At 68.8% G+C, this 23,997-nt stretch carries 19 protein-coding genes, 1 other RNA gene and 1 pseudogene; 6 read left to right on the forward strand and 15 right to left on the reverse strand.

Annotation, left to right across the window (positions count from 1 at the left end; genetic code table 11):
• Positions 1–800 precede the first annotated feature (800 nt).
• The gene (locus tag ACFO0C_RS37790; protein WP_378071601.1) at positions 801–2,543 is read left to right on the forward strand and encodes an FtsK/SpoIIIE domain-containing protein; all 1,743 of its coding nucleotides are present in this window, start codon (positions 801–803) and stop codon (positions 2,541–2,543) included.
• 199 nt (positions 2,544–2,742) lie between these two features.
• A pseudogene (locus ACFO0C_RS37795) lies at positions 2,743–3,771 on the forward strand (recombinase family protein); the annotation flags it as partial.
• 613 nt (positions 3,772–4,384) lie between these two features.
• On the opposite strand, the gene ssrA reads toward ACFO0C_RS37795, so the two are convergent.
• The 8 genes from ssrA to ACFO0C_RS37835 form a co-directional block, all read right to left on the reverse strand.
• Positions 4,385–4,766: a transfer-messenger RNA gene (ssrA, locus tag ACFO0C_RS37800) on the reverse strand.
• Positions 4,767–4,791: 25 nt separating this feature from the next.
• Positions 4,792–5,466, reverse strand: a complete 675-nt coding sequence (locus ACFO0C_RS37805; protein ID WP_378071602.1) for a cellulose binding domain-containing protein — start codon at positions 5,464–5,466, stop codon at positions 4,792–4,794.
• 140 nt (positions 5,467–5,606) lie between these two features.
• A complete protein-coding gene (gene smpB / locus ACFO0C_RS37810; RefSeq protein ID WP_378071603.1) occupies positions 5,607–6,083 on the reverse strand; it encodes an SsrA-binding protein SmpB in 477 nt (158 codons plus the stop codon).
• A 22-nt stretch (positions 6,084–6,105) separates the two neighbouring features.
• A complete protein-coding gene (locus tag ACFO0C_RS37815; RefSeq protein WP_378071604.1) occupies positions 6,106–7,347 on the reverse strand; it encodes a M23 family metallopeptidase in 1,242 nt (413 codons plus the stop codon).
• A gap of 102 nt (positions 7,348–7,449) precedes the next feature.
• A complete protein-coding gene (gene ftsX / locus ACFO0C_RS37820; RefSeq protein WP_378071605.1) occupies positions 7,450–8,325 on the reverse strand; it encodes a permease-like cell division protein FtsX in 876 nt (291 codons plus the stop codon).
• Positions 8,326–8,391: 66 nt separating this feature from the next.
• Positions 8,392–9,072: a cell division ATP-binding protein FtsE gene (ftsE, locus tag ACFO0C_RS37825; protein ID WP_317788419.1), complete on the reverse strand. Its 681-nt coding sequence runs from the start codon at positions 9,070–9,072 to the stop codon at positions 8,392–8,394.
• A gap of 141 nt (positions 9,073–9,213) precedes the next feature.
• Positions 9,214–10,326 carry a peptide chain release factor 2 gene (prfB, locus tag ACFO0C_RS37830; protein WP_378071606.1) on the reverse strand — a complete coding sequence of 371 codons (1,113 nt, stop codon included), beginning with the start codon at positions 10,324–10,326 and terminating at the stop codon, positions 9,214–9,216.
• 50 nt (positions 10,327–10,376) lie between these two features.
• On the reverse strand, positions 10,377–10,892 hold the full coding sequence (locus ACFO0C_RS37835; RefSeq protein WP_378071607.1) for a PadR family transcriptional regulator: 516 nt from the start codon (positions 10,890–10,892) through the stop codon (positions 10,377–10,379).
• A 377-nt stretch (positions 10,893–11,269) separates the two neighbouring features.
• Between ACFO0C_RS37835 and ACFO0C_RS37840 the strand changes: the two genes are divergently transcribed.
• Complete coding sequence (locus tag ACFO0C_RS37840; RefSeq protein ID WP_378071608.1) at positions 11,270–12,220, forward strand: hypothetical protein; 951 nt, start codon at positions 11,270–11,272, stop codon at positions 12,218–12,220.
• Positions 12,221–12,251: 31 nt separating this feature from the next.
• Here the strand turns inward: ACFO0C_RS37840 and ACFO0C_RS37845 are convergent, their stop codons facing one another.
• Positions 12,252–12,713, reverse strand: a complete 462-nt coding sequence (locus tag ACFO0C_RS37845; RefSeq protein WP_378071704.1) for a DUF6912 family protein — start codon at positions 12,711–12,713, stop codon at positions 12,252–12,254.
• 215 nt (positions 12,714–12,928) lie between these two features.
• Between ACFO0C_RS37845 and ACFO0C_RS37850 the strand changes: the two genes are divergently transcribed.
• Positions 12,929–13,159, forward strand: coding sequence for a helix-turn-helix transcriptional regulator (locus tag ACFO0C_RS37850; protein WP_378071609.1), 231 nt, complete (start codon positions 12,929–12,931; stop codon positions 13,157–13,159).
• Positions 13,160–13,283: 124 nt separating this feature from the next.
• The gene (locus tag ACFO0C_RS37855; protein WP_378071705.1) at positions 13,284–13,838 is read left to right on the forward strand and encodes an Rv3235 family protein; all 555 of its coding nucleotides are present in this window, start codon (positions 13,284–13,286) and stop codon (positions 13,836–13,838) included.
• 217 nt (positions 13,839–14,055) lie between these two features.
• On the opposite strand, the gene secA is transcribed toward ACFO0C_RS37855, so the two are convergent.
• Positions 14,056–16,956 (reverse strand): preprotein translocase subunit SecA, encoded by a 2,901-nt coding sequence (gene secA / locus ACFO0C_RS37865; RefSeq protein WP_449191655.1) that lies wholly within the window; start codon positions 16,954–16,956, stop codon positions 14,056–14,058.
• Between the two features lie 185 nt (positions 16,957–17,141).
• Here secA and ACFO0C_RS37870 point away from each other — a divergent pair, with 185 nt between their 5' ends.
• A complete protein-coding gene (locus ACFO0C_RS37870) occupies positions 17,142–18,101 on the forward strand; it encodes a GNAT family N-acetyltransferase (RefSeq protein WP_378071610.1) in 960 nt (319 codons plus the stop codon).
• On the opposite strand, the gene hpf is transcribed toward ACFO0C_RS37870, so the two are convergent.
• From hpf to mtrA, 5 genes are all read right to left on the reverse strand, one after another.
• Positions 18,090–18,707: a ribosome hibernation-promoting factor, HPF/YfiA family gene (gene hpf / locus ACFO0C_RS37875; protein ID WP_093618553.1), complete on the reverse strand. Its 618-nt coding sequence runs from the start codon at positions 18,705–18,707 to the stop codon at positions 18,090–18,092. The two genes, ACFO0C_RS37870 and hpf, sit on opposite strands and share 12 nt — an antisense overlap.
• 271 nt (positions 18,708–18,978) lie before the next feature.
• Positions 18,979–19,695: a ComF family protein gene (locus ACFO0C_RS37880; RefSeq protein ID WP_378071611.1), complete on the reverse strand. Its 717-nt coding sequence runs from the start codon at positions 19,693–19,695 to the stop codon at positions 18,979–18,981.
• Position 19,696: 1 nt separating this feature from the next.
• Positions 19,697–21,514, reverse strand: coding sequence for an LpqB family beta-propeller domain-containing protein (locus tag ACFO0C_RS37885; RefSeq protein WP_378071612.1), 1,818 nt, complete (start codon positions 21,512–21,514; stop codon positions 19,697–19,699).
• Positions 21,514–23,139 carry an MtrAB system histidine kinase MtrB gene (mtrB, locus tag ACFO0C_RS37890; protein ID WP_378071613.1) on the reverse strand — a complete coding sequence of 542 codons (1,626 nt, stop codon included), beginning with the start codon at positions 23,137–23,139 and terminating at the stop codon, positions 21,514–21,516. The genes ACFO0C_RS37885 and mtrB overlap by 1 nt, the downstream gene beginning before the upstream one ends.
• Positions 23,140–23,192: 53 nt before the next feature.
• Positions 23,193–23,882: an MtrAB system response regulator MtrA gene (mtrA, locus tag ACFO0C_RS37895; protein ID WP_109595320.1), complete on the reverse strand. Its 690-nt coding sequence runs from the start codon at positions 23,880–23,882 to the stop codon at positions 23,193–23,195.
• Between the last annotated feature and the right edge of the window lie 115 nt (positions 23,883–23,997).

Consider the following 23,997-nt stretch of genomic DNA (forward strand, 5'->3'; position numbering starts at 1 on the left):
GTTCACAGGTTGCACGGGTAGACCATACGGCGGGGGTACGACAGTTCCCGGCACCTCGGCGCAATCACCTCGTAGCTCCCAAGATCCGTCGGACCGCTTCTAGACCCTTCGCCACGAGACGCCACACGACCTCCCGTGCTGCTATGCGGTCATTTGCATGCCGCCGAGATCAGCCAGGAGGCGGACACAGTGTGCTTCACCTGGTTGTTCTGCGAGCTGTGGCACCGGCTGTGAGGAGCTGAGTATCGACCAGCCTCAAGAGGGACGACCAGACGTACCCCGGACGTCCGTGCAAACGCGGTTGGAGCGCATCTGAGCGCACTCGAAGCTGTAAGCAACGCCGAGGTAGCTGCGCACCAGGGGTCACGAAGCGCCCCGAAGCCGTGTGGTGCGGGTGGCAACGGCGTCAGCCAGGGTCCGGTCGTGCGTGTTCCCACAGCGCACGGCCGGACCTCTGCTTGTTCGCCAGCTTGCGGAGGAAGCGATGCCACACTCACGTCGGCGTGCACCCGCCACAACCCCGCCGAAGCACCGCACCAGCAACAGCCATCGACCGTCACGCGGCTCCCACGCGCTCGACGGCGCGCGCTACTTGCGGGGCTCGATATCTGGACCGCCGTAGCGGACCTGCCGCTGGTACTTGCGGAGGTCCAACGACTACGCCGACTGCTTCCCTGGACTCGCATCGAACACGCCAACTTGCTCGCTGCTGCCCGTGCCACGCTGGCCGCCGAGTCGGACGGCGAGGAAGATCCGCTCTACTACCTGCGCGACGAGGTAGCCGCGCAGCGGGAGGCTCGATGAGGGCCTACGGCTGGCGGCACCGCCGCTGGCGCCGTCATGGGCAGCCACTCCTACTGGTCGCCAATGAGCCCCGGCTGTTCGAGATGGTCGCCGGACTCGGCCGGCTTGTCTTCCGGTACCGCTCCGAACTCGCACCGCTGGTACTCGCCGCAATCCTCGACCTGACGGCTCTCTGGCTGCACTCGGCGCATCCGGAGGGCTGGGGCTGGGTTCTCGCTGTCACCGCCATAGCGGCCGCGGTGGCAGCGTTCCGAGGGGCGCCCTGGGGCGTTGTCCGATCCGAAGACCGGGCGTACGCAGCGGTCGCGACCACGGTTGCCGGTACGTGGCTCGCAGCAGCGACCGCGCTCGGTCCGGGACAGAGTCCGCTGCAGTCGCTTCTGCTGGTCGCCATGGCGGCCGGTGCGATCCCGTGGTGGTCGCACCGGCGCCGCCGAGCACGTGTACGCGTGGACCGCACCATTCAGGCCTGGCCGGACCTGGCCGAGCAGATCGGCCTTGCCGGGTCGCGGGTCCTCTCCGCCGTGGTGGACGTGTGGGGCTGGCGTGCTCGGATGACGCTGCGAGCAGGACAAACGGTCGCGGATGCCGTCGCGCAGATCCCCGCGATCGAGTCCGGGCTAGGCACACGGCCCGGAGCGGTCCGGGTCGAACCGGATCCAGCTCACGCCGGCCGGTTCGTCATGCGTGTGCTGGCCGAGGATCCACACGCCAACGCCGTCCCGTGGCGCGGACCGGCCGCTCGATCGGTCGCCGACCCCATCCGGCTGGGTGTCTTCGAGGATGCGGCTCACGTCGCGGTGCCGATGCTGCGTCGGCACGTCCTGGTGGGCGGCATCGCGGGCGCCGGCAAGAGCGGCATTCTCAACGTCATCATCGGCAACCTGGTCGCCTGCCCGGACGTCGTGCTTTGGGGTATCGACCTCAAGGGCGGCATGGAGCTGGGCCCCTGGGCGCCCTGCCTTGCTCGGCTGGCCACGACGCCGGCCGAAGCGGAGACGATGCTGCGTGACGCGGTTCGGGTGCTCGAAGCGCGTGCCCGCGCGATGGCCGAGTCGTCCTCGCGGCTCTGGATACCGACCGAGAGCACACCCGCGCTGGTCATCGTGGTGGACGAGTACGCGGAGCTTGCCGAGCAGTCCCCCGCCGCCGTCGAGTATGCGGACTCGATCGCTCGTCGTGGCCGCGCAGTCGCCGAGACTCTGCTCGCGGCGACCCAGCGTCCGACCCAGCAGGCCATGGGTAGGGGCGCGATCCGTTCACAGATGGATGTGCGGGTATGCCTGCGCGTCCGTGAGCGCCGGGACACCGACCTCATCCTCGGTCAGGGCATGGTGGCGGCCGGCTGGCACGCGCACGACCTGGACGCGCCCGGCAAGTTCCTCGTCTCGGCCGAGGGCTTCAACCATCCGCGTCGTGCTCGCGCCTACCTGGTGACCGACGACGACGTCCGGGCCACCGTCGAACGGTACGCACCCGATCGCCCCGCCTTGGATCGTCTGTCAGCCGATGCGCTGGATGACGAAGACGTCTACGACGGCGTGATCGTCGATGAGGCCGACCCCGAGAAGGTCCTCCAGACGGCGCTCAACGAGGCACCCGAGCACGGCCTGTCCGTCCCCGAACTCATGCGAATGACTGGAATGAGGCGCACATGGATCTACGACCGGCTCCAAGCTCACGCCACGCAGGTACGCCGCGGACGCTGGCGGATGCCACGGGACGAGTCCGATGGATAGTCCGCGCGGACGTCCGTCCCCGCGCACGCGTCTGCGCAGCTACGGGCGCGGACGGACGACGGACGGATGAACCGACGCGAGCCCCGCCGGAAGCGCCGACGCAGGCCCGTACGTGAGATCCGCATCGATCCCGAAATCCTCGCGCGGGTGCTCGTCACGATCGCCGAGGAGATCACCAACGACTGGGGAGGAACCCGAGATGGCGCAGATCCAGCGCCAGCACGACCGGCCGGCGAGCACGAACAAGCGCGCGTTCAGCTACCTGCGTGTCTCGTCGGCCGGGCAGGTCAACACCGACTATGACCCCGAAGGCATCTCATTGCCCGCCCAGCGCACGGCCATCCAGCGCCGTGCGGCCGAGTTGGGCGCCGAGATCGTTGCCGAGTTCGTCGAGCCCGGCCGCTCCGCGACGACCGTGGACGGCCGGCCGGTGTTCCGCGAGATGATGGCCCGGCTCAAAGCCGAGAAGAACGTCGACTACGTACTCGTCTACGCCCGGTCCCGGCTCCACCGGAACAGCATCGACGCGGCGATCACCAAGCGGGATCTCCGCAGCGCGGGCGCGACTTTGATCTCGGTTATGGACTACACCGAGGACTCGGCGATCGGCGACCTGGTCGCCACGGTGCTCGACGGGGTCAACGAGTACCAGTCCCGCGCGTCGGGTGCGGACATCGCGTACAAGATGGGCCAGAAGATCATCCGAGGTGGGTCCGTCGGCCGTGCGCCGATCGGCTACCTCAACGTGAGAGAGACGTTCGAGGGACGCGAAGTCCGCACCATCGCCGTCGACCCGGTGCGCGGCCCGCTGGTCCGGATGGCCTTTGAGCTGTACGCCACCGGCACCTACGGGTTCCACGCCTTGATCGCGGCCCTGACCGACGCCGGCCTTCGGACCAAGCCGACCAAGCGCTTCCCTGCCGGAACGGCGATCTCGCTGAACTCGCTCGGCAACCTGCTCCGCGACCGCTATTACCTCGGATACGTCGCTTACCGCGGAGTCGAGTACCAGGGTCGGCACGAGCCGCTGGTCACGCCGGAGGTCTTCGACCGGGTGCAGCACATGTTGGAGACCCGCCGGGCCGGTGGCGTCCGCGAGCGCACCCACAACCACTACCTCAAAGGCGTGGTTTGGTGTCATCGGTGCCGTCGTCGCTTGATGATCATGCGAGGCAAGAGCCACACCGGCGATCTGCACTTCTACTACTTCTGCCGCGGGCGCCAGCAGCACGCCTGCGACCTGCCCTATCTGCCGGTTGCCCGAGTGGAGACCGCCGTCGTCGACAACTACGCGACGATCATGCTGCCCGCGGACCTCCGGGCTCAGCTCACCTCACGCATCGGCGAAGTGCTGTCCGAGTCCGCCGGGACCAGCGCCGAGCTGCGCGGCCGGATCAAGGATCAGCTCAAGACCCTCGACCAGCAGGAGGACCGGTTCCTCGACCTCGTCGGCAATCCCGACTGGCCGCAGGACAAGATCGGGGCGCGGCTGAGGAAGATCCGCGACGAACGTGACCGGTTGGCTCGGCAGCTCGACGAGTCAGACACTCCGCGGCTCGATGCGGCCGGCGAGACGATGCTCTACCTACTCGACCTGCTCGCTGACCCGCAGGAGCTATACCGCCGGGCTGGGCAGCAGGGGCGCCGCGTACTCAATCAGTCGTTCTTCGCCAAGGTCTACTTCGACGCCGACGAGGCCGGACCCTACGTCGCGGCCGACGAGCTTTCGGACCTTGTGTTGCCGCTGGTCAACGAGGCGAGAAACGAAAGCGGCGGCACCGATGGTGCCGCCGCTTCGAGCGAACTCTCTCCCGCTGTCGCGGGTTCAAGTAAGCCCTCTCTCGTGGAGGTGCCGGGAATCGAACCCGGGTCCTTCGTTGTTTTGTCAGGGCTTCTCCGAGCGCAGCTCACTATGTCCCTACTCGGCCCTCCGACTCACGTGAGCAAGTTCGGACGACGGGCCCAGTCACTGATTGATCTCGCCGCGCGGTCCCCGTGACCGGGACCGGTTGGCCAGCCTCCTAGCTGATGCCGGCAGCTGGGACGGAGGCGCTCCCAGACCGACAGACCACGCTACTTGCCTCAGGCGGCGAGAGCGTACTGGTCAGCGTCAAACTTTTCGTTGGCGCTTATAAGTTTCCGACGACCGATTCTCGAGACGACGTCGGCTTCCTCGGCTCGCTTCCCCTGTCTCCACGTACGAAGTCGAAACCAGTCACCCCCATGTCTGTTACACAGCTCCGCAATCTTAGCTCATCCGGCAGGAACCCTCGCCGACGGAGCAACTGGTCGGCTTCCCGGTGGCGGAGCTTCCCTTCGAGCCCTGGAAACCGGCGGTGACGGACGCTCCGGCGGCCAGGCCGCGGCCGCGCAGGGTGACGGTATCCCCGCTCATGGTCACCGTCGCGTTCCAGCCTCCGCGCACCTCGACGCCGGCGCTGGAGGGGTAGGTCAGCGTCACCGACCAGTCCCGGGCGGTGCCCCCGTTGTTGACGACACTGACCGCGGCGATGAAACCGTCACGCCACGTGGCGCTGGTGGCGTAGCTGACCGCGAAGACGTCCGGTGCCGGTGGCGGGGTCGTGCGGGATGGCGACGCGCTGGGCGTACGGCTGGCACTCTTCGAGGGTTTGGGTTTCGCCGAGGCCGACGGTGACCTGGAGGCGGACGGTGTCGGCGATGGCGAAGCCGAGACGGAGACCGACGGTGGCACCGAGACGGATTCGGTCGACGGCGCGGCGGCGGGCAGTGATCCCCCGGCGGCCTGGAGAGCCGCGGTCGGCTGAACCATCAGCGGATCACCGTTGCTGCCCGATCCGCCGGCGACGACGGCGACCCACACGACGAGGGCGAGCAGGACCGCGGCGGCAGAACCGAGGACGAGGCGGGCAAGGATGAACTGGCGGGTGGCATGCTTCGCCAACGGGTGGTTCTCCCTCACGGCAACGGAAGATCGAACAGCGACAGGAAAGCGGGCGGCGACAGCACAAGGTCGCACGACGACGGGAGGACGGGCAACAGCGGATCAGGCGAGGATCGGAGCCTGGCGGGCGAGAATACCCGTCAGTCCATGCCCTTCGCACGGCGGCCCATCGCCTTGTTGATCTCCCGCTGGGCGTCCCGGCTGGCCATGTCCTGGCGCTTGTCGTAGCTCTTCTTGCCCTTGGCGAGGCCGATCTCGACCTTCGCATACCCGTTGTGGAAGTAGACCGAGAGCGGGACCAGAGTGACGCCGTCGTCGCGCAGCTTGCCGAGCATCTTGTGGATCTCTTCGCGGTGCAGCAGCAGTTTGCGGACCCGGCGCGGCTCGTGGTTGGTCCAGGTGCCCTGCGTGTACTCCGGGATGTGCATCCCGTGCAGGTAGATCTCGCCGTCCTTCTCGTGGCCGAACGCGTCGACCAGCGACGATCGACCGGCGCGCAGCGACTTCACCTCGGTGCCGGTGAGGACCATGCCGGCCTCGTAGGTGTCGAAGATGGTGTAGTCGTGGTACGCCTTGCGGTTGGAGGCGACGACCTTGCGGCCCTGTTCCCGTGGCATGAGGGAAAAGACTACCCGTGGTTCAACAGAGACAGCCGGGCAGGTAATTGAGCGGGTTGCGGGGCGTGCCACCGAACCGGGTCTCGAAGTGCAGATGCGCCCCGGTGGAGGCACCGGTGCTGCCGACCCGGCCGATCACCTCTCCACGACGGACGTAGTCGCCGACGTCGACATAGATCCGGGACTGGTGCGCGTAGCAGGTCGTGAAGCCGTACCCGCTGAGCCGGCCGTGGTTGATGCAGGTGTACTGGCCGTAGCCGCCGTTCCAGCCGGCCTGGATGACCCGGCCGGAGGCCGCGGCCCGGATGGGGCTTCCCGATCCGGCCGCGAAGTCGGTGCCGGCATGCAGTTGCCAGACCCGGTAGTAGGGGTCGTAACGGTTGCCGTAGTCACTGCTCTTCCACCCGCGTACGGGCATCAGGAGGTGACCGCCCGGATAGCGGCTGCCGACGCCGCCCCGGTTCTCCCAGCCGCGCACGGCGGTCCGGACCCGGCGTTCGGCCTGGACCGCCGCCCGGTACTGGGCGAGGACGGTGGTGCGCTGCGCTTCGGCGGCCCGTAGTGCGGTCTGCCGCGCGAGCACCAGGTGGTAAAGGGCCTGCCGGGCTCGCATCGCGGCGGCCTGGGCACTCTGTGCGGCGCGGAGCTTGTCGACGGCGGCCCGCTCGGCGGTCTCGGCGACGCGCTTGGCGGCGCCGGCACGGTCCTGCGCGGTGCGGGCCTCCCGCCGGGCTCCGAAGAGGGTACGAACCTCCTCCCGCTCCCGGGTCTGGAGGTATTCGACGAGCCCGAGCCGGTCCATCAGGTCCTGTGGCCCGGACGCCTGGGCGAGCATGTTGACCCGGGTGAGGCGACTGCCCATGTAGCTGACCCGGGCGATCTCGTCGACCCGGGCGCGGGCTTCGTCGAGTCGTCCGGCCGCGACCTGGTAGTTGTCGGCGACCCGCTGATAGCTGCTGCGGGCGGCGTCGGCGTTGCGCCGGGCCACATCGGCCTGGACGCGGGTGGCGACGACCACGCCGCGGGTGGTGGCGACCCGGTTCTGGGCGGCCGGGAGTGCGGCGGTGGCACGGGCCAGATTGGTCGCGGCGGTACGGGCGGCCGCGCTGGCGTTCTCCAGGAGGGCTTCGGCCCTGCGGACGGCCCGTGCGGCGTCGTCGTTGCGGTCCGCGCCGGCGGGCCGGGGTCCGGTCAGGACGCTCGCCATGATGCCGAGGAGGCAGAGGTAGGCGGTGATCAGGCGATCAAGCTGGCGAGACCTCACCGCGCCACGCTACCGCGACCAATCGTCCCCAAAGCCCCAAATCGCCCGATGGCCGCAACCCTGTCCCGGGTTGCGGCCATCGGCACGATATCTGTCGGGTGGTCAGACCTTCAGGTAGAAGCGCAGCGTGACCCACGCCGTCACCGCACTGACCAGCGCCCCCACGCCGGCCAGAAGTGGCAGCATGAGCATCACGTTGCCGGTCGGGATCGGTGTGAGGATCGTGGTGAGCGCCTGGAGCTTGTTGTCCAGCAGGACCACCTTGGCGATGAAGAGCGCCACGAAGCCCAGGATCGCGCCGATCAGACCGGCGACCACCGCCTCGAGCACGAACGGCGCCTGGATGAACCAGTTCGAGGCGCCGACCAGCTTCATCACCGCCACCTCGCGCCGCTTGCTGTACGCGGCCACCTGGATGGTGTTACCCACGAGGAGCAAGGCGGCCACCGCCATGAAGCCCGCGACGATCAGTGACGCCAGCTGGATCGAGTTGAAGATGTCGAAGACCTCTTCGAGGATGTCGCTCTGGTCGATGATCTGCCGGATGCCCGGCATGCCCTCGATCACCTTGGCGAAATCCTTGTACTGCTCAGGATTCTTGAGCGTCACCCGATACGACTCGGGCAGGCTGTCCGCGTTGATCGCGTTCACGAAGTCCGGAGAGTCGGCCCAGAGCTGCTGGAAACGCTTGAGAGCGTCTTCCTTGGTCTCGTAGGTCTTGTCCTTGACGAGGTCACTACTCGTGATCGCCTGGTCGATCGTCGCCTTCTGACCGTCGGTGACGTCGTCAGTCAGGAAGATCGAGACCTGGATGTTCCCGTAGTAGTAGTCCTTCATCTGGTCGACCTGCATATACAGCAGCACACTGGCGCCCAGCATGCTCAACGAGACCGACATGGTGATGATCATGGCGATCGTCATCGTGACGTTTCGCCACAGGCCCACCAGGACCTCGTTGAGTACGTACTTCACGCGCATCGGGGGGATCCTTCCAGGACTCCGCGTGTCACAGCTTCAGCGTTCGTTCGGGGGGCGGAGCCGGGCTTATCCGTAGACACCGCGCGCCTGGTCACGGACGATCCGTCCGCTCTCGATCTCGATGACCCGGCGGCGCATCTGGTTGACGATGTTGGAGTCGTGCGTGACCATCACGACGGTCGTGCCGGTCCGGTTGATCCGGTCCAGCAGCCGCATGATCTCGATGGAGGTGTCCGGGTCGAGGTTACCCGTGGGCTCGTCGGCCAGCAGGATCAGCGGCCGGTTGACGAAGGCACGCGCCACCGCGACACGCTGCTGCTCACCACCGGAGAGCTCGTGCGGGTAACGGTGCTCCTTGCCACCCAGACCGACCAGCTCGAGCACCTCGGGCACGACGCGCCGGGCGACCGCCTTGGTCTTGCCGATGACTTCAAGGGCAAAGGCCACATTTTCGTACGCCGTACGGTTCGGCAGCAGACGGAAGTCCTGGAACACGCAGCCGATCGAGCGCCGGAAGTGCGGAACCTTCCAGGACCGGAGCGTGGTCACGTCCTTCTGGTTCACCACCACTTTGCCGCTGGTCGGGGAGACCTCGTGCAGCAACAGCTTGATGATCGTCGACTTGCCGGAACCGGAGGGGCCGATGAAGAAGACGAACTCACCCTTCTCGATCCCGACGCTGACATTGTCCAGCGACGGCCGAGACCCCTTCGGATACGTCTTCGTCACGTTCTCGAGCTGAATCACGGGACTGGAGTCTACGCGGTGTAACGAAAACGCCAAGCCCGCCGGGGCCGGGAATATTCACGAGCTGCAGTAACGGCACATTCGAGCGCAACCTGGCCTGACTCACCGTTCAGGTCAGGTTGCGCTGCGTCACTGCCTGGATCAGCCGGCGATCTGGTTCTGCTTGCGCCAACGGATGCCTGCCTCGATGAACCCGTCCACATCGCCGTCGAAGACCGACGAAGGGTTACCGGTCTCGAACTCGGTACGCAGATCCTTCACCATTTGGTACGGGTGGAGGACGTACGAACGCATCTGGTCGCCCCACGATCCGGTGGTGTCCTGCTTGAGATCGGCCATCTTGGCCGCCTCCTCCTGGCGTTTGCGCTCCAGGAGCCGGGCCTGGAGCACGCGCAGGGCGGCCGCCTTGTTCTGCAGCTGCGACTTCTCATTCTGGCAGGAGGCCACGATGCCGGTCGGGATGTGGGTCAGCCGGACCGCCGAGTCGGTGGTGTTGACGCTCTGCCCACCGGGACCGGAGGAGCGGTAGACGTCGGTCCGGATCTCGTTCTCCGGGATGTCGATGCTGTCGGTCTGCTCGACGACCGGCATCACCTCGACACTGGCGAAGCTGGTCTGACGGCGACCCTGGTTGTCGAACGGGCTGATCCGCACCAGGCGGTGGGTGCCCGACTCGACGCCGAGGGTGCCGTAGGCATACGGCACCTTGACGGTGAAGGTGGCGGACTTGAGACCCGCCTCCTCCGCGTAGGAGGTGTCGTAGACCTCGGTCGGATAGCCGTGGCGCTCGGCCCAGCGCAGATACATCCGCATCAGCATCTCGGCGAAGTCGGCGGCGTCCACGCCACCCGCCCCGGCCCGGATGGCGACGAGCGCCTCGCGGGAGTCGTACTCCCCGGAGAGGAGGGTGCGGACCTCCATCTCCTCGACCGCCTTGGTCAGGGTGGCGAGCTCGTCGCCGACCTCGGCGAGCGAGCCGGCGTCGCCCTCGGCCTCGGCCAGCTCGAGGAGCACCCCGGCGTCGTCGAGGCGGGAACGCAGGCGCTCCAGCTTGGAGATCTCACCGGAGACGTACGCCAGACGGCTGTTGACCTCCTGCGCGCGGGCCTGGTCGTCCCAGAGGTCCGGCGCGGAGGCCTGCTCCTCGAGGTCCGCCTTGTCCCGGCGCAGCTTGTCGACGTCCAGGACGTTCTCGATGTTGCGCAGGGTCGCGTCGAGGGCCTTCAGTTGCTCGGGAAAGTCGGCAGCGGTCACGACACTCAAGACTACGCCGCCCGGCCAGATTGCTGGCCGGGGCGGTCGGTTCAACTCGTCGGAGCGGCCTTGAGCCAGGTGAGTGCGGCCTTGTGATAGGCGACCGCGAACTCCAGCGCCGCCGCGCCGAACGGGTCACCGTTCTTCTTGGCCTCCTTGGCCTGCTCCTTCGCCATCGCCATAGCTTCGGAGTGGTACTGGTTGGCATGGGTGTAGAGCGTCTCCAGCTGGTCGCCGCTGTGCTGCTGACCGAAGGCGACGCGGAGAGCGACCGGATTACGCAGGGCGTCCCGCCCGGGCGACTCGGCGAGCCACCGGGTGAAGGCGCGTTTCCCGGACGCGGTGATGGCGTAGGGCTGACTGGATCGAGGACCCGGCTTTCCGAGGCGGACGTACCCCATTTCGGCCAGTACGGGCAGTTCGCGGTAGACCTGGCTCCGCGTCATCGACCAATAGGGCCCGAGGCGGCGTTCGGCAGCCGCCATCAGCTGACCGCCGGTCATCGCCCCCTCGTGGAGGAGGCCGAGAAGAGCAGCCGCCGTCGGATTGATTTGGAAGTCGGGCATGCCTAATAAGCTGCCACTTTGTCGCGCCCCCGTCCAGGATTTAGCCCGATCCGTCCAGTTTGCGCCTCCACAAACGACTGTCCCGCACAGACAGTCCGACAACGAGCGTCCGGATCGGGCGTTTCGGGCTTGTAAAGCGCGTTGACCAGGTAATATGGCGCAGATAAACGGTCACTCGACACGTTGCGGGCAGGAAAGGCGCGAAACCCCGCGATTCGCCATGCAAAACCAGACAATCGGCGCTTACCGCCCACGGTCCCTCCATGTGCGAATAGCGCCACCCGTTCCAGGCCTCCGCCGGCGGGCAACGGTCCATCGTCGCACCTCACCGGACGGCCGGTCGGGTCTCCACGGGCACGCCGGTTACCCTGAGCCCCATGACTGAGCGCCAGACCGCCCCGGAGAGCGTCGAGGAGTCCCGGCTCACCGCGGCGCTGCTCGCGGTGGCCGCCGTGGGGTGGACCGCCGCGATGCTCTGGTCGGCCCGGGCCAGCATCACCAGCCGCGCGGACGCGGCGATGGAGGTGACCTCCACGGCGTACGCGTTGCCCGGCGCGGTCTCCGCCGACCTGGTCGCCGGCGCGGCCGTGGCCCTGCTGGTGCTCTCCCTGATCGGCGGACGGTGGTCGCTCGGCGCGACCGCCCGGTTCGCCGTGGCCACCGGGTCCGGTCTGCTCGTCGGCGTGGCCAGCGCCCTGCCGATCATCACGATCAACACGCTCGGCACCATCTACGCCGCGGTCGGTGGCACCGTCGCGGCGGCGGCGACCATCGGTGGCGCACTGGCCGGGCTGCGGATCCCCCGGGTGATCGCGGCGACGGCGGCCGCGGCGGTCGGGGTCTTCCTGATCGGATTCGTGCTCAACCTCTTCCAGGAGCCGGTGCTCAGCGCCTTCGGTGCGGGCGACACCGCGTCGTCCGCCAACGCGGCACAGTGGTTCTCGTACAGTCAGGCCGCCCTCAGCGGGCTCGCCGCCGGGCTCATCTCCTACCTGCTGCTGCGCCGCGCCGGTACGGACGTCCGCTGGCCGATGTATGCGCTGGCCGGTGCCGGCCCCGGCCTCCTGCTGGTGATCGGCGAGCTGCTGTCGCGCACCGCCGGGGCTGAGGTGCTGGAGCTCGCCGGCAAGGTCAGTGAGCTGGAGCGGACGGTGCAGGACCTGCTCAGCACGGCCCGGCTCAACAACGCGCTGATCGTCCTCTTCGCCGGCACCCTCACCGCGATCTTCGCGGTCGGCCGGACGCTGGGTTCACCGCCCGACGACGCCGACCCGGCCGACGACGCCACCGCGACCCCCGAGGACGCCCCGGCCGACAAGGCTGTCTAGGCCGGCGACGAGATCGCTGCCGGCAGCGGCGTCAGAGGAGTTCGTCCAGCTCGGAGACGGCGTACCACTCCAGCTCGTGATCCTCGGCGCCGTCGACGGTGAACTGGGCGTCCGGGTCGCCGGCCAGAGCCTCCTCGACCACTCCGGCGGCCTCCGCGATCGCCTCCTCGGCGTCGGTGCCGTCGACGTGGATGCTGGCCACCTCGGCCAGGCTCACCGGCTGCGGCAGGCGCACCGTGCTCGACCCCAGCTCGGTCTCCTCGCGGATCAGGCTCGAGGCCGGCACATCGGCGGAGACGACGACCCGCCGGCGCGGCGCGGCCGGGTCATGGCGCAACAGCTGGAGGGCACCCTGTGCGGCGCGGGTGAACGCGACGTACTCCAGCTCCTCCTCGTCGCCCTCCGCATACCACTCGCGGAGCGCGGGCGTCACCGCGTGCGCGACCGTCGTCTGGTCGCCGAGCCGCCCGTCGGTCCGCAGCGCGGCGAGCATCGGCAGCGTGGCCGGTACGTAAACCCGGACCAGATCGGTGATCGGCACGTCTTCCTCCTGCACGCGGCGCCTTCTGCGGTCCCGGACAGTACACCGTCCGCACCGACCGGGAACGCACCATTCCACCAGGCGTCTCCGGATCGGGGCGGTCCGGGGCCGAGATGGGTGGGCAACAGCAAACGGTGGCAAACTGAAGCCAACGTGAGGAGATTGCCGTGCCGGAGCCCCGCTTCCTGCTGCTGTCCGACGTGGCGGCCGAGCTCAACGTCTCGGATTCGCAGGTCTACCACATGGTCCGCAGCGGCGAGCTGCCCGCGATCAAGGTCGGTGGCCGCGGGCAGTGGCGTGTCGAGCGCGCCAAGCTGGAGGAATACATCGCGGGTAAGTATGCGGAGACCGCCGCGTGGGTCCGTGACAATCCGTTGGCCGAGCGCGAGGCGGATTGACCGTCAGGCGGCTTTTGTTCCTCTTCCCGGATCGATGACCGGCGCTTGCCGCCACAACCGTCACTGAGCAAGACTCGACGCTATCGAAGGTAAACGAAGCCAAACGCAAGAATTGGCGGTGGCGATGCGCTCGGCGGTCGAGATGGCACCCACCGGGTCCCGGGCGGCGATCCGCCTGCGCCCGGTTCCCCGGTATGAACCCCCGTTCGACGACGAGGCGACACCACAGGTGTGGACGTCGTCGCGGCAGCTGACCCTGGAGTGGCCGGCCGACGGCCCAGCGGCGCCCGCCCCGCCCGCCGCCGAGCCACCGGTCGTGGCCGGCGCCTCCGGTGACGCCAAGCTCGCGGTCCGCCGGTTCGTCCGGCTCTGCGTCGAGGTCCTCAACGGATTCCGGCCGGCCGCTCACCTGCGCCAACTGGCGCTGCCGTCCCACGCGGCCGATGTGGTCGCGCAGGGGTTGGCCGGCGCGCGGCGGGCAGCCGACCTGCGGCGGGTCCGGCAGCCGACGGCCCGACGGCCTCCGGTCGGCGTGATCAAGGTGCGGTTGTGCGAACCCCGGGCCGGCGCGGTCGAGGCGGCGGTCACCCTGGTCACCGGCGACCGCACCTGGGCGATGGCCTTCCGTCTCGAACTGCACCAGCAGACCTGGTCCGCAACCACCTTGCTGGTCATCTGACCCACCCCGTCGAGAGAGCCCGGCGGGAAGGCCAGCGGCACCGCGGGAAAGCGACACCACGGGAAACGGCACCGCGGGAAGACGGCACCGCGGGAAGACGCCACCGCGGGAAGACGCCACCGCGGGAAGACGCCACCGCGGGAAAGCGGCGCCATGCGACACGGCCCGTGCGAGCCGGCTGCGAGGCCGGACCGCACGGGCCGTGTCGTCGGGATCGTCAGACCGCTCCGGGCGCCCCGTGGCAGCGCTTGTACTTCTTGCCCGAACCGCAGTAGCACGGCGCGTTGCGGGACGGTCCGTTCGACTCCGACTGGCCGGAGGCCGACCGGCTCGCAGCCGCGCGGGCCGTGGTGTGCGCCGGGCTCGCCGGGACGGGCGAGCCGCCCGGGCCGATCGCGACCGGCGGCTCGGGCTGGACCTGCGCGCGGCCCGTGCCGGCCTCACCGTCGATCGTCGGAGCCGTGTACTGCAGGTTCTGCGGGCGGCTCGGCGTGTTGAGGCCCTTGGCGTGCACCTCGACCCGCTCGGGCTCGTCGTCCGGCACCTCGCCGACGCGCGGCAGCTCGAAGGCCTGGCTCGGGTCCAGGGTGACCGGCGGCGGCGCCTCCTCGACCTGGACCTCCAGGTTGAAGACGAGACCGACGGCCTCCTCCTTGATGCCCTCCATCATCTGGTTGAACATGTCGAAGCCCTCGCGCTGGTACTCCACGACCGGGTCGCGCTGCGCGTAGGCCCGCAGGGAGATGCCCTCCTGCAGGTAGTCCATCTCGTAGAGGTGCTCACGCCACTTGCGGTCGATGACCGAGAGCAGCACCTGGCGCTCCAGCTCACGGATCGCCTCGGAGCCGAGCTCCTCCTCGCGGGCCTCGTAGGCGGCCTGCGCGTCCTGCTTCAACTGGACGAGCAGGAACTCCTGGTCGAGCGTGTTCCGCTCGCCACCGGACTCCTCGACGATGTCGTCGATCGTGAGGGTGATCGGGTAGAGCCGCTTCAGGTTGGTCCACAGGTCGTCGAGGTCCCAGTCCTCGGCGAACCCGTCGGCGGTCGCGGCGTTCACGTAGTCGGCCACCACGTCGTCGATCATGTGGGTGACCTGCTCGTGCATGTCCTCGCCGTCGAGCACGCGCTTGCGCTCGGCGTAGACGACCTGCCGCTGCTTGTTCATCACCTCGTCGTACTTGAGGACGTTCTTCCGGATCTCCGCGTTCTGCGCCTCGATCTGGGTCTGCGCGTTGCGGATCTGCTTGCTCACCATCTTCGACTCGATGGGAACGTCCTCGGGGATGTTGAAGCGCTCCATGACCGCCTCGACGGCACCCGCCCGGAACCGCTTCATCAGGTCATCCTGAAGCGACAGGTAGAACCGGGACTCGCCCGGGTCACCCTGACGGCCGGACCGGCCGCGCAGCTGGTTGTCGATGCGGCGGGAGTCGTGGCGCTCGGTGCCGAGCACGTAGAGACCACCGGCGGCCTGCACCTCGGCGGCCTCCTGCTCGGTGGCCCGCTTGACGGTCGGGAGGATGTCCTCCAGTGCCTTCGCGTACTCCTCCGGGTCCTCCACCGGGTCGAGGCCACGCTGACGCAGCTCGGCCGCCGCGGTGAAGTCAGCGTTGCCGCCGAGCAGGATGTCGGTGCCACGACCGGCCATGTTGGTCGCGACGGTGACCGCGCCCTTCCGCCCGGCCTGCGCGATGATCGTGGCCTCCTGCGCGTGGAACTTCGCGTTCAGCACGCTGTGCGGGATGCCGCGGCGGCGCAGCAGGGTGGAGAGGATCTCCGAGTTCTCCACGGAGACGGTGCCGACGAGGACCGGCTGACCGGTCGCGTGCCGCTCGGCGATGTCCTCGATGACCGCGTTGAACTTGGCCTTCTCGGTCTTGTAGATGACGTCCGGGTGGTCGATCCGGACCATCGGGCGGTGCGTCGGGATGGTCACGACGCCGACCTTGTAGACGCTGTTGAACTCGCCGGCCTCGGTCTGCGCCGTACCGGTCATGCCGCCGAGCTTCTCGTAGAGGCGGAAGTAGTTCTGCAGGGTGACGGTCGCCAGGGTCTGGTTCTCCTGCTTGACCTCCACCCCCTCCTTCGCCTCGATGGCCTGGTGCATGCCCTCGTTGTAGCGGCGGCCGTGCAGGATGCGGCCGGTGAACTCGTCGACGATCAGGACCTCGCCCTCGGGGCTGACGATGTAGTCCTTGTCGCGCTTGTAGAGCTCCTTGGCCTTGATGGCGTTGTTCAGATACCCGACCAGCGGGGTGTTCACCGACTCGTACAGATTGTCGATGCCGATCCGGTCCTCGACCCGGGCGACGCCGCGCTCGGTGACCGCGATGGTCCGCTTGGCCACGTCGACCTCGTAGTCGCCCTCGCCGTCCTTGCCGGCCTGCAGGCGGGCGACGATCTGGGCGAACTCGCCATACCACCGCTGCGAGTGCTCGGCCGGGCCGGAGATGATCAGCGGGGTCCGCGCCTCGTCGATGAGGATCGAGTCCACCTCGTCGACGATCGCGAAGTTGTGGCCGCGCTGCACCCGCTCGTCCCTCGACCACGCCATGTTGTCGCGCAGGTAGTCGAAGCCGAACTCGTTGTTCGTCCCATACGTGATGTCGCACTGGTAGGCGGCACGGTGCTCGGCGGACGGCCGGTTCGGCAGGATCACGCCGACGGTGAGGCCGAGGAACACGTGCACCCGGCCGACCCACTCGGCGTCACGCTGGGCGAGGTAGTCGTTGACCGTGATGATGTGCACGCCCTTGCCGCTCAACGCGTTGAGGTAGGCCGGGAACACACCGGTCAGGGTCTTACCCTCACCGGTCTTCATCTCCGGGATGTTGCCGAAGTGCAGTGCGGCGCCGCCCATCAGCTGGACGTCGTAGGCCCGCTGGCCGAGCACACGCTTGGCACCCTCACGGGCCACCGCGAAGGCCTCCGGGAGCAACGAGTCGAGGGACTCGCCCTCCTCATAGCGCTCCTTGAACTGCTGGGTGCAGTCGCGCAACTCGTCATCGGTGAGGTCGACATAGTCGTCCTCGATCGAATTGACCGCGTCCGCGATCGCCTTGAGCCGTCGCACCATGCGGCCTTCGCCGGCGCGAAGAATCTTTTCCAAAATCGACACGGGTCAACGCTCCCCTAGACAGTCTGCCGAACCATCGTAGGCACCTTCGCCCGGCACCTGTGACCCTGGCCTCCGGTGAAACTCGCAAACAGGGCGAAAGATTCCATGAAGTTCGCTGACAGCGCAGTCCTCGACGCGTCGGAAACGTGTTTGGCGGCCGGGCGCGTCCCGGAGAGGATGGCCACGTGGATCAGAACACCGAAGTACGGGTCGAGGACGCGGGTGCCGGCAGCGGAGTCCGCTTCCGTGGCGACGCGATCATCGACGAGCACACCGGCAAGGTTCTCGGTCGTATCGGTCTCGAACACGGGATCCTGACCTTCGAGGTGGTGCCGGCTGCCCGGCGGCGCGGTGTGGCCACCGCGGCGGTTCGCGAGTTCAGCCGCGCGACACTGACCCGGCGTGACCGGCTGGAGATGCGGACCGCGTGGGACAACCCGGCGGCCCAGCGTGTCGCCCTGGCGGCCGGCTACACCCGGGAGGGCGTCCGCCGTGGCGATCCCGAGCTGATCGTCTGGTCCCGGCTGGCCGGCGACCCGGAGGGCCCGGCTCCGCGGCTGCTGCCCGACCTGCCCGGCGGTGAGCTGTCCGACGGCGTGATCACGCTGCGCCCGCTCGGCGAGCAGGACGTCGACTTCTACACCGAGCTGCACAACGTGCCCGACGTCATCGCCACCAGCGTGCCGCCCGAGCCGAAACCGGCCGCCGAGATCCAGCGCCGCTGTCTCCGGGCGCAGGCGCACTGGCTGGCCGGCAACCGGGCCGACCTCGTCATCCTCGACACGGCGACCGGGGCGCGGGCCGGCGAGATCGACCTGTATTACCAGGAGCCACCCACCGGTCAGGCCATGATCGGCTACAGCATGCTCCCGGCGTACCGGAAAAGGGGTTTCGCCTCGCGCGCCGCGCAGTTGCTCGCCCTGTGGGCCTTCGCCGAGACGGGCATCGCGCGCCTGATCGCCGGGACGCTCCCGACGAACGCCGGATCCCAGCGGGTGCTGGAGAAGGCCGGCTTCACGCGCGAGGCCTACCTGCGCTCGCGCCTGCCCGGTCCGGACGGCACGCGCACCGACGACGTCCAGTTCGTGCTCCTCGCCGGAGACCTGCTCGCACAGGCCTCCGGCGGAGGAACCTCACATGCCTAGGCTGAGGATGCCGTAGTCGTAACCCCGGCGTCGGTAGACCACACTGGGCCGCCCGCTGTCCTTGTCATGGAACAGATAGAAGTCGTGGCCGACGAGCTCCATCTGGAAGAGAGCGTCGTCGACGGTCATCGGCTCGGCCGAGTGCTCCTTCTCCCGCACGATCCGCCACGGCTGGTCCTCGTCGTGCTCGGTCGGCTCGGTGTCGAGGACCGGCTCGGTCAGCGTCGCGGTGCGACCGTGCGTCAGGTCGGTGGGGAGATTGGCGGTGGCCGCGGCGACGGAGACCGGCGCGTGCCGTCCGCGATGCACCCGGCGCCGGTCGGCGGAGCGGCGCAGCCGGGCGTCGAGTTTGTTGATGGCGCAGTCCAGGGCTGCGTAGAAATCCTGTGCCTGGGCCTCGGCGCGTACCACCGGACCCTTGGTCATGACGGTGATCTCGACCCGCTGGCAGGTGTCGGACTGTCGCGGATTGCGTTCGTGGAAGAGCTCCACGTCCGCCCTCATCAGCTTCTGGTCGTATCGTTCGACCTTGCTCAGCTTGTCGGCGACATGCTCTCGATAGTGGTCGGGAACCTCTACGTTGCGGCCCTTGACGACAATGTCCACTCGTGACCTCCCCCAACGTTGGTGCTGCGGGCGCCGATTCGCGGCGCACCCGGCAGCTGGGTGAAAAACGCCGCGTCGCGATCAGACGTCAGACGCGGCTCTGAGAGTGAGACGACTCCTTTCCGGTGCGGCTGAGTGCGCTCCCGGTGGCGGGCGAGTCCGATTCCTTGCCCTCGTCACCTAGACGCTAACCCGCCTATGCCCGCCAGTCACCCCTCGTTCGGGATACCGGAAGGCTGACCTTCGGCTCTATCGGCAACCCGGGGCACGATCACAGGCAATTGCCGGGGCGGATCTTGCGCAACTCTGTCGCTGCGAGCACCGCGGCACCTGTGACCTGCATGTCCGCCTCCTCTAGCCGGCGTGCCACCGCCGCCAAGGTGGCGCCGGTGGTGACGATGTCATCCGCCACCACAAGCGTGCCTCGGGATCTTCCGTCGCGTAGGGGATTGCTCATACGAGGCATCATTCGCAGCGAATTGACAGCTACGGTCGCCCGTTCGGATGCTTCCAGTGACGTTGAGTCAGGGCGGGGCAGTGCACGAAGCGGCTGCACGACGTTCACCCGGTAGCCCGCGGCCCGCAACCGGCGGGCCGCATGGTCGGCGAGACGGGCCATGTGGTCGCCGTACCGCTCCCGGCGGGCCGCAGCCGTCGACGGGACCGGGATCAGGGTCACCGGGCGGTCGCGCGGCGCGAGCGCCGCCACCGCACCGGCGAGCAGGGTGCCGAGCGGCCGGGCGAGACGGTGCCGGCCTTTCTCCTTGTACGCCAGCAGCGCGCCCCGCAACGCCCCGGAGTAGGCCCCGACCGTCACGCAGTCCGGAAAACCGGGCGGCGGCGGGCTCGGCAGGGCCGGACGCGGCCGCAGCGACTCCAGCGCCGCCACACACGCCGCGCACGTGCCGTAGGTGAGCCGCACCCGCTCCGCCCCGCAACCCGCGCAGGCGCCGGGCAGCACGAGATCGGCCAGTTCGGAGAGGACCATGTCAGTTCAGGAAGAACGGCGCCCCGGGCACCAATTCGGGTCGCGGCTCACCGGTCGGCCCGGCCAGATCCTTCGCCTGGATCTGCACCGGTGACGACAGCGCCTCCCAGGCGTTCGGCCCCGGAGCGGTCGAGTAGAGCACCGAGCCGACACTGTTGCGCCGGGTCAGCGGGTTGGCCGGATAGGAGGTGAGGTAGGTGACCACCTCCCGGCCCATGTCCGCGAGCACCGGCGACTGGAGTGCGCCGTCGATCGACGTGTAGATGATCGACGTCCGGTCGTTGTCACGCTGCACACCGGACACCGCCAGCCAGCCCTCACCGCTGAAGTCCGCCGCGGTGATCGACGTCAGCGGGGAGAACACCTGCTGGAGCCCGGTGAGGGCCAGCCCGTCGCCGCTGACGTTGAGGACCGCCCGATAGAGCCGTCCGCCGACGACCAGGGCCACCCGGTGCCCGTCCGGAGCCACCGTGATCGCCGTGATCGCGCCGGTCGCCCCCGGGGAGGAGACCTCCAGCGCCGGGCCGCCCTGCGCCCGGAACCGCCAGAGTCGGCCACCCGCGATGACCAGACCGACCGCACCGTCGACGTTGCTGTCCGGGGTGATCGCCCAGACCGGGTTACCCGGGCCCTCCGGCAGCCCCGGGATCTCTTTCAGCTCCGCCGTCTCACCGATCTCCGCGCTGCCCACGCGCAACCGCTCGTTCTTGCCCGAGCCGGTGACCAGGGCGGCGAACAGGTGCGTCCCGGAGGTGGTGAGGGCGGCGCGCGAGACGTCCTTGTTGTCGTCCGGCGCGATGCCGGGCACCGTGTCCGAGGTCGGCCGGGTCGCCTCCACCAGGCGCCGGATGGTGTGGTCGTAGATCACATAGCGTTCCGGGTTGGGCACCAGACGGCTCGCCGGGTTGCTCGTCACGAAGTCCTCACCGGAGTAGCTCCGGAGCTGCTGGTGGCCGACCGTCAGGTCCAGGAACTCCGGCAGCAGGCTCCGCAGCGACCACTGCAGCTGGATGCGCAGACGCTCCATGGCCTCGACCGCGCCCTCGGTCGGCACCGCCTGCGCGCTCAGTTTGACCTGGAGCCGGTCGTTGTCGATCGCCGGCACCCGGTTCTCCAGCTTGGTGCCGTCCGGCAGGGGCTCCACGGCGTCCTGCAGCCACGGGGCGGGACCGCCGATCAACCAGTTCAGGATGATCGTCGGCTCCTGCTCGATCGGCACGTCACGCAGCAGGTAGCGGATGTCCGGGACCAGGCCGGTCCGGTCGGTGTTCCAGAAGTAGATCGTGCGCTCTTCGTAGTACTCCGTCAGAGCGGTATCGCTGAGCAGCAGGAACGGCGGCGCCTGGACCACGTAGAGCCCCTCGCCGGTGACCTCGCCGAGGACCAGCTCGTACTTACCCTCGACCTTCTCCGGTGACGGCTCGAGCAACCCGTTCTTCCCCAGCGTGCCGAGCAGCTGGTAGGACAGCTCGACCCGGTCGGTGGTCGAGTCGACCAGGGGCTCGTCGATCAGACGGATCACCCGCGGCGCGGCGGGCGGGTTGAAATTGTCCCGCGCGCTCGCCGCCATGAACTCCTTGACCCGGTCGAGGGTCCCGTCGTACTCCCCCGCGGCCGCGCGCAGGTAGTTGAGGGCGAACTGCCGGCGATCGCTGGTCAGGTCACGGGTGATCCGGCTGCGCAGGCCGCCCTCGCCGAGGGAGGTGCCGGTGGACGGGCCGGGACCGACCACGGTGACGTCCGAGTTGTCGGGAATGCCGCAGCCGCCGGTGAGCAGCAGCGCGGCGACGGCCGTGCAGGCCAGGACACGACGGACCATCAGCTCACCTCCACGTTGCGGTCACGCGGGATCAACGGCAGCGGCGCGGCCACCAGACGGTCGCCGGCCCGCACCGGCAGCGTCAGCCGGAACTGGGCACCCTCACCGGGCGATCCCCACGCCTCCAGCCAGCCGCCGTGCAGCCGCGCGTCCTCCACGCTGATCGACAGGCCGAGGCCGGTACCGCCGGTCTGCCGGGCCCGGGACGGATCGGCCCGCCAGAACCGGTTGAAGACCAGGCGCTCCTCACCCGGTTTCAGACCGATCCCGTGGTCGCGCACGGTGATCGCCACCGCCGCGTCGTCGGTGGCCAGGGTGACCTGCACCGGTTTCGCCTCGGCGTGCTCGACCGCGTTACCCACCAGGTTACGCAGCACCCGCTCCACCCGCCGCGGGTCGACCTCGGCGATCACCGGCGTGTCCGGCAGGTTCAGCTGGATCTCCACACCGACCCGCTCGGCCAGGCCGGCCAGCCGCTCGGCCACCCGCTCGACGATCGGGACCAGGTCGGTGTGCTCGGCGTCGAGGGCGGCGAAACCGGCGTCGAACCGGCTGATCTCCAGCAGGTCGGTGAGCAGCTCCTCGAACCGGTCCAGCTCGGCCTGGAGCAGCTCGGCGCTGCGCGCCACCGCCGGGTCGAACTCGTCGCGCTCGGAGAAGATCAGGTCGGCGGCCATCCGGACGGTGGTCAGCGGCGTACGCAACTCGTGCGACACGTCCGAGGTGAACCGGCGCTGCAGCCGGGACATCTCCTCGAGCCGGACGATCTGCCGCTGCAGGTTCGCCGCCATCTGGTTGAACGCGGCCGCGAGCAGGGCCAGGTCGTCCTCACCGTCGACCTTCATCCGCTGGTCGAGCAGGCCGGCCGAGAGGCGCTGGGCGGTCCGGGCGGCGACCCGGACCGGAGTGACGACCAGCCGGGTGACCAGGCCTGCCACCACACCGAGCAGGATCACCAGGGCCAGGCCGGTGGCCAGCACGGTGGTCCGCATCAGGTTCGCGTCCTGGTCCTCGCTGGTGAGCGGAACCATGTAGTAGAGCTCGACCTGGCCGAATCTGGTGGTGACCGGTGACCCGTACACCAGGAATTTGATCGTCTCGCCCTCGATCTCGGCGGTCCGGATCTGTTTGCTGACGCCGCCGCCGTCACCGGAGACCGCCCGGATCATCTCCGGGGTGATCAGGTCGCGGGTGTCGACCGGGCGCACGGCGACCGCTCTGAGGTTGGGCCAGCCCTCGGCACGGATCGAGATCACCGCGCTGCCGGGGTCGGCCGGGTCACCGTCGAAGAGGGCGTTGACCAGCTCCTCCAGCCCGCTCTGCAGCTCCGGGTCACGTGCCTGCGGGTAGAGGGAGAGCTGTTTCCTCGCGAACTCCACCTTGGTGGTCAGCGCCGAACGCGCCTCGTCCTCGGCCCGGCTGAGCAGGATCTCGGCGCTGCGGTCGGCGATGAACCAGCCGAACGTGCCGACCAGCAGGCTGGAGGCGACCAGAGTGATCGCCACCACCCGCAGCTGGAGCGACCGGCGCCAGGCCCGCCGAACCGGCGCCGTATATCTCGTCGCATATCGGACCAGCACGCGCCAATAACGCCGCACCAGTCGCAGGGCACGGCGCACGGGCATGGGGAGCCAGGCAGGAGCACGCATCTCGCGGCAAGGTTAGCCGCTCCGGACGATCAGCCGGTGCCCGCCTTGTAGCCGACACCACGGACCGTCAGGATGATCTCCGGCCGCTCCGGATCCGGCTCGATCTTGGCGCGCAGCCGCTGCACGTGGACGTTGACCAGGCGGGTGTCGGCGGCGTGCCGGTAACCCCAGACCTGCTCCAGCAGAACCTCGCGGGTGAACACCTGACGCGGCTTGCGGGCGAGCGCGACCAGCAGATCGAACTCCAACGGCGTCAGTTTCACCTCCTCGCCGTCCCGGGACACGGTGTGCGCCGGTACGTCGATGGTGATCTGGTTCCCCGGAGGCCCTATGGTCAGCATCTCCGGCGCGGCGTCCTCGCCCCGGCGCAGGCGGGCCCGCATCCGGGCCACCAGCTCCTTGGGCTTGAACGGCTTGACCACGTAGTCGTCGGCGCCGGACTCCAGGCCGAGCACCACGTCCACCGTGTCGCTCTTGGCGGTCAGCATGACTATCGGGACGCCCGACTCGGCCCGGATCGCGCGGGCCACGTCGATGCCGCTCATCCCCGGCAGCATCAGGTCGAGCAACACGATGTCCGGACGGTTCTCCCGGAAGGCGGCCAGGGCCCGCTCACCGTCAGCTACGAAGGACGGAAGGAAGCCTTCGCTGCGCAGAACGATGCCGAGCATCTCGGCCAACGCTGGGTCGTCATCGACGACCAGTACCCGGGCTCTCATGCGGTCCAATATTGCACTGTCCTCCGGGACTTTGCGCTACCTGGGGGCCGATCTTGCCCGGGAACCTGTCTCCGGAGAGAGAAAAACGGGCGGCCCCGGTCCGGGACCGCCCGTG

The organism is Actinoplanes subglobosus, assembly GCF_042650585.1.
Classification (GTDB): Bacteria; Actinomycetota; Actinomycetes; order Mycobacteriales; family Micromonosporaceae; genus Actinoplanes; species Actinoplanes subglobosus.

What these genes read in the sequence shown, in the direction of transcription:
- ACFO0C_RS37790 (WP_378071601.1), top strand. Translation starts at nt 801, where the DNA reads ATGAGGGCCTACGGCTGGCGGCACCGCCGCTGGCGCCGTCATGGGCAG.
- smpB (WP_378071603.1), bottom strand. Translation starts at nt 6,083, where the DNA reads ATGCCACGGGAACAGGGCCGCAAGGTCGTCGCCTCCAACCGCAAGGCG.
- ftsX (WP_378071605.1), bottom strand. Translation starts at nt 8,325, where the DNA reads ATGCGCGTGAAGTACGTACTCAACGAGGTCCTGGTGGGCCTGTGGCGA.
- ACFO0C_RS37835 (WP_378071607.1), bottom strand. Translation starts at nt 10,892, where the DNA reads ATGCCCGACTTCCAAATCAATCCGACGGCGGCTGCTCTTCTCGGCCTC.
- ACFO0C_RS37840 (WP_378071608.1), top strand. Translation starts at nt 11,270, where the DNA reads ATGACTGAGCGCCAGACCGCCCCGGAGAGCGTCGAGGAGTCCCGGCTC.
- ACFO0C_RS37845 (WP_378071704.1), bottom strand. Translation starts at nt 12,713, where the DNA reads ATGCTCGCCGCGCTGCGGACCGACGGGCGGCTCGGCGACCAGACGACG.
- ACFO0C_RS37855 (WP_378071705.1), top strand. Translation starts at nt 13,284, where the DNA reads ATGCGCTCGGCGGTCGAGATGGCACCCACCGGGTCCCGGGCGGCGATC.
- ACFO0C_RS37880 (WP_378071611.1), bottom strand. Translation starts at nt 19,695, where the DNA reads ATGGTCCTCTCCGAACTGGCCGATCTCGTGCTGCCCGGCGCCTGCGCG.
- ACFO0C_RS37885 (WP_378071612.1), bottom strand. Translation starts at nt 21,514, where the DNA reads ATGGTCCGTCGTGTCCTGGCCTGCACGGCCGTCGCCGCGCTGCTGCTC.
- mtrB (WP_378071613.1), bottom strand. Translation starts at nt 23,139, where the DNA reads ATGCCCGTGCGCCGTGCCCTGCGACTGGTGCGGCGTTATTGGCGCGTG.
- mtrA (WP_109595320.1), bottom strand. Translation starts at nt 23,882, where the DNA reads ATGAGAGCCCGGGTACTGGTCGTCGATGACGACCCAGCGTTGGCCGAG.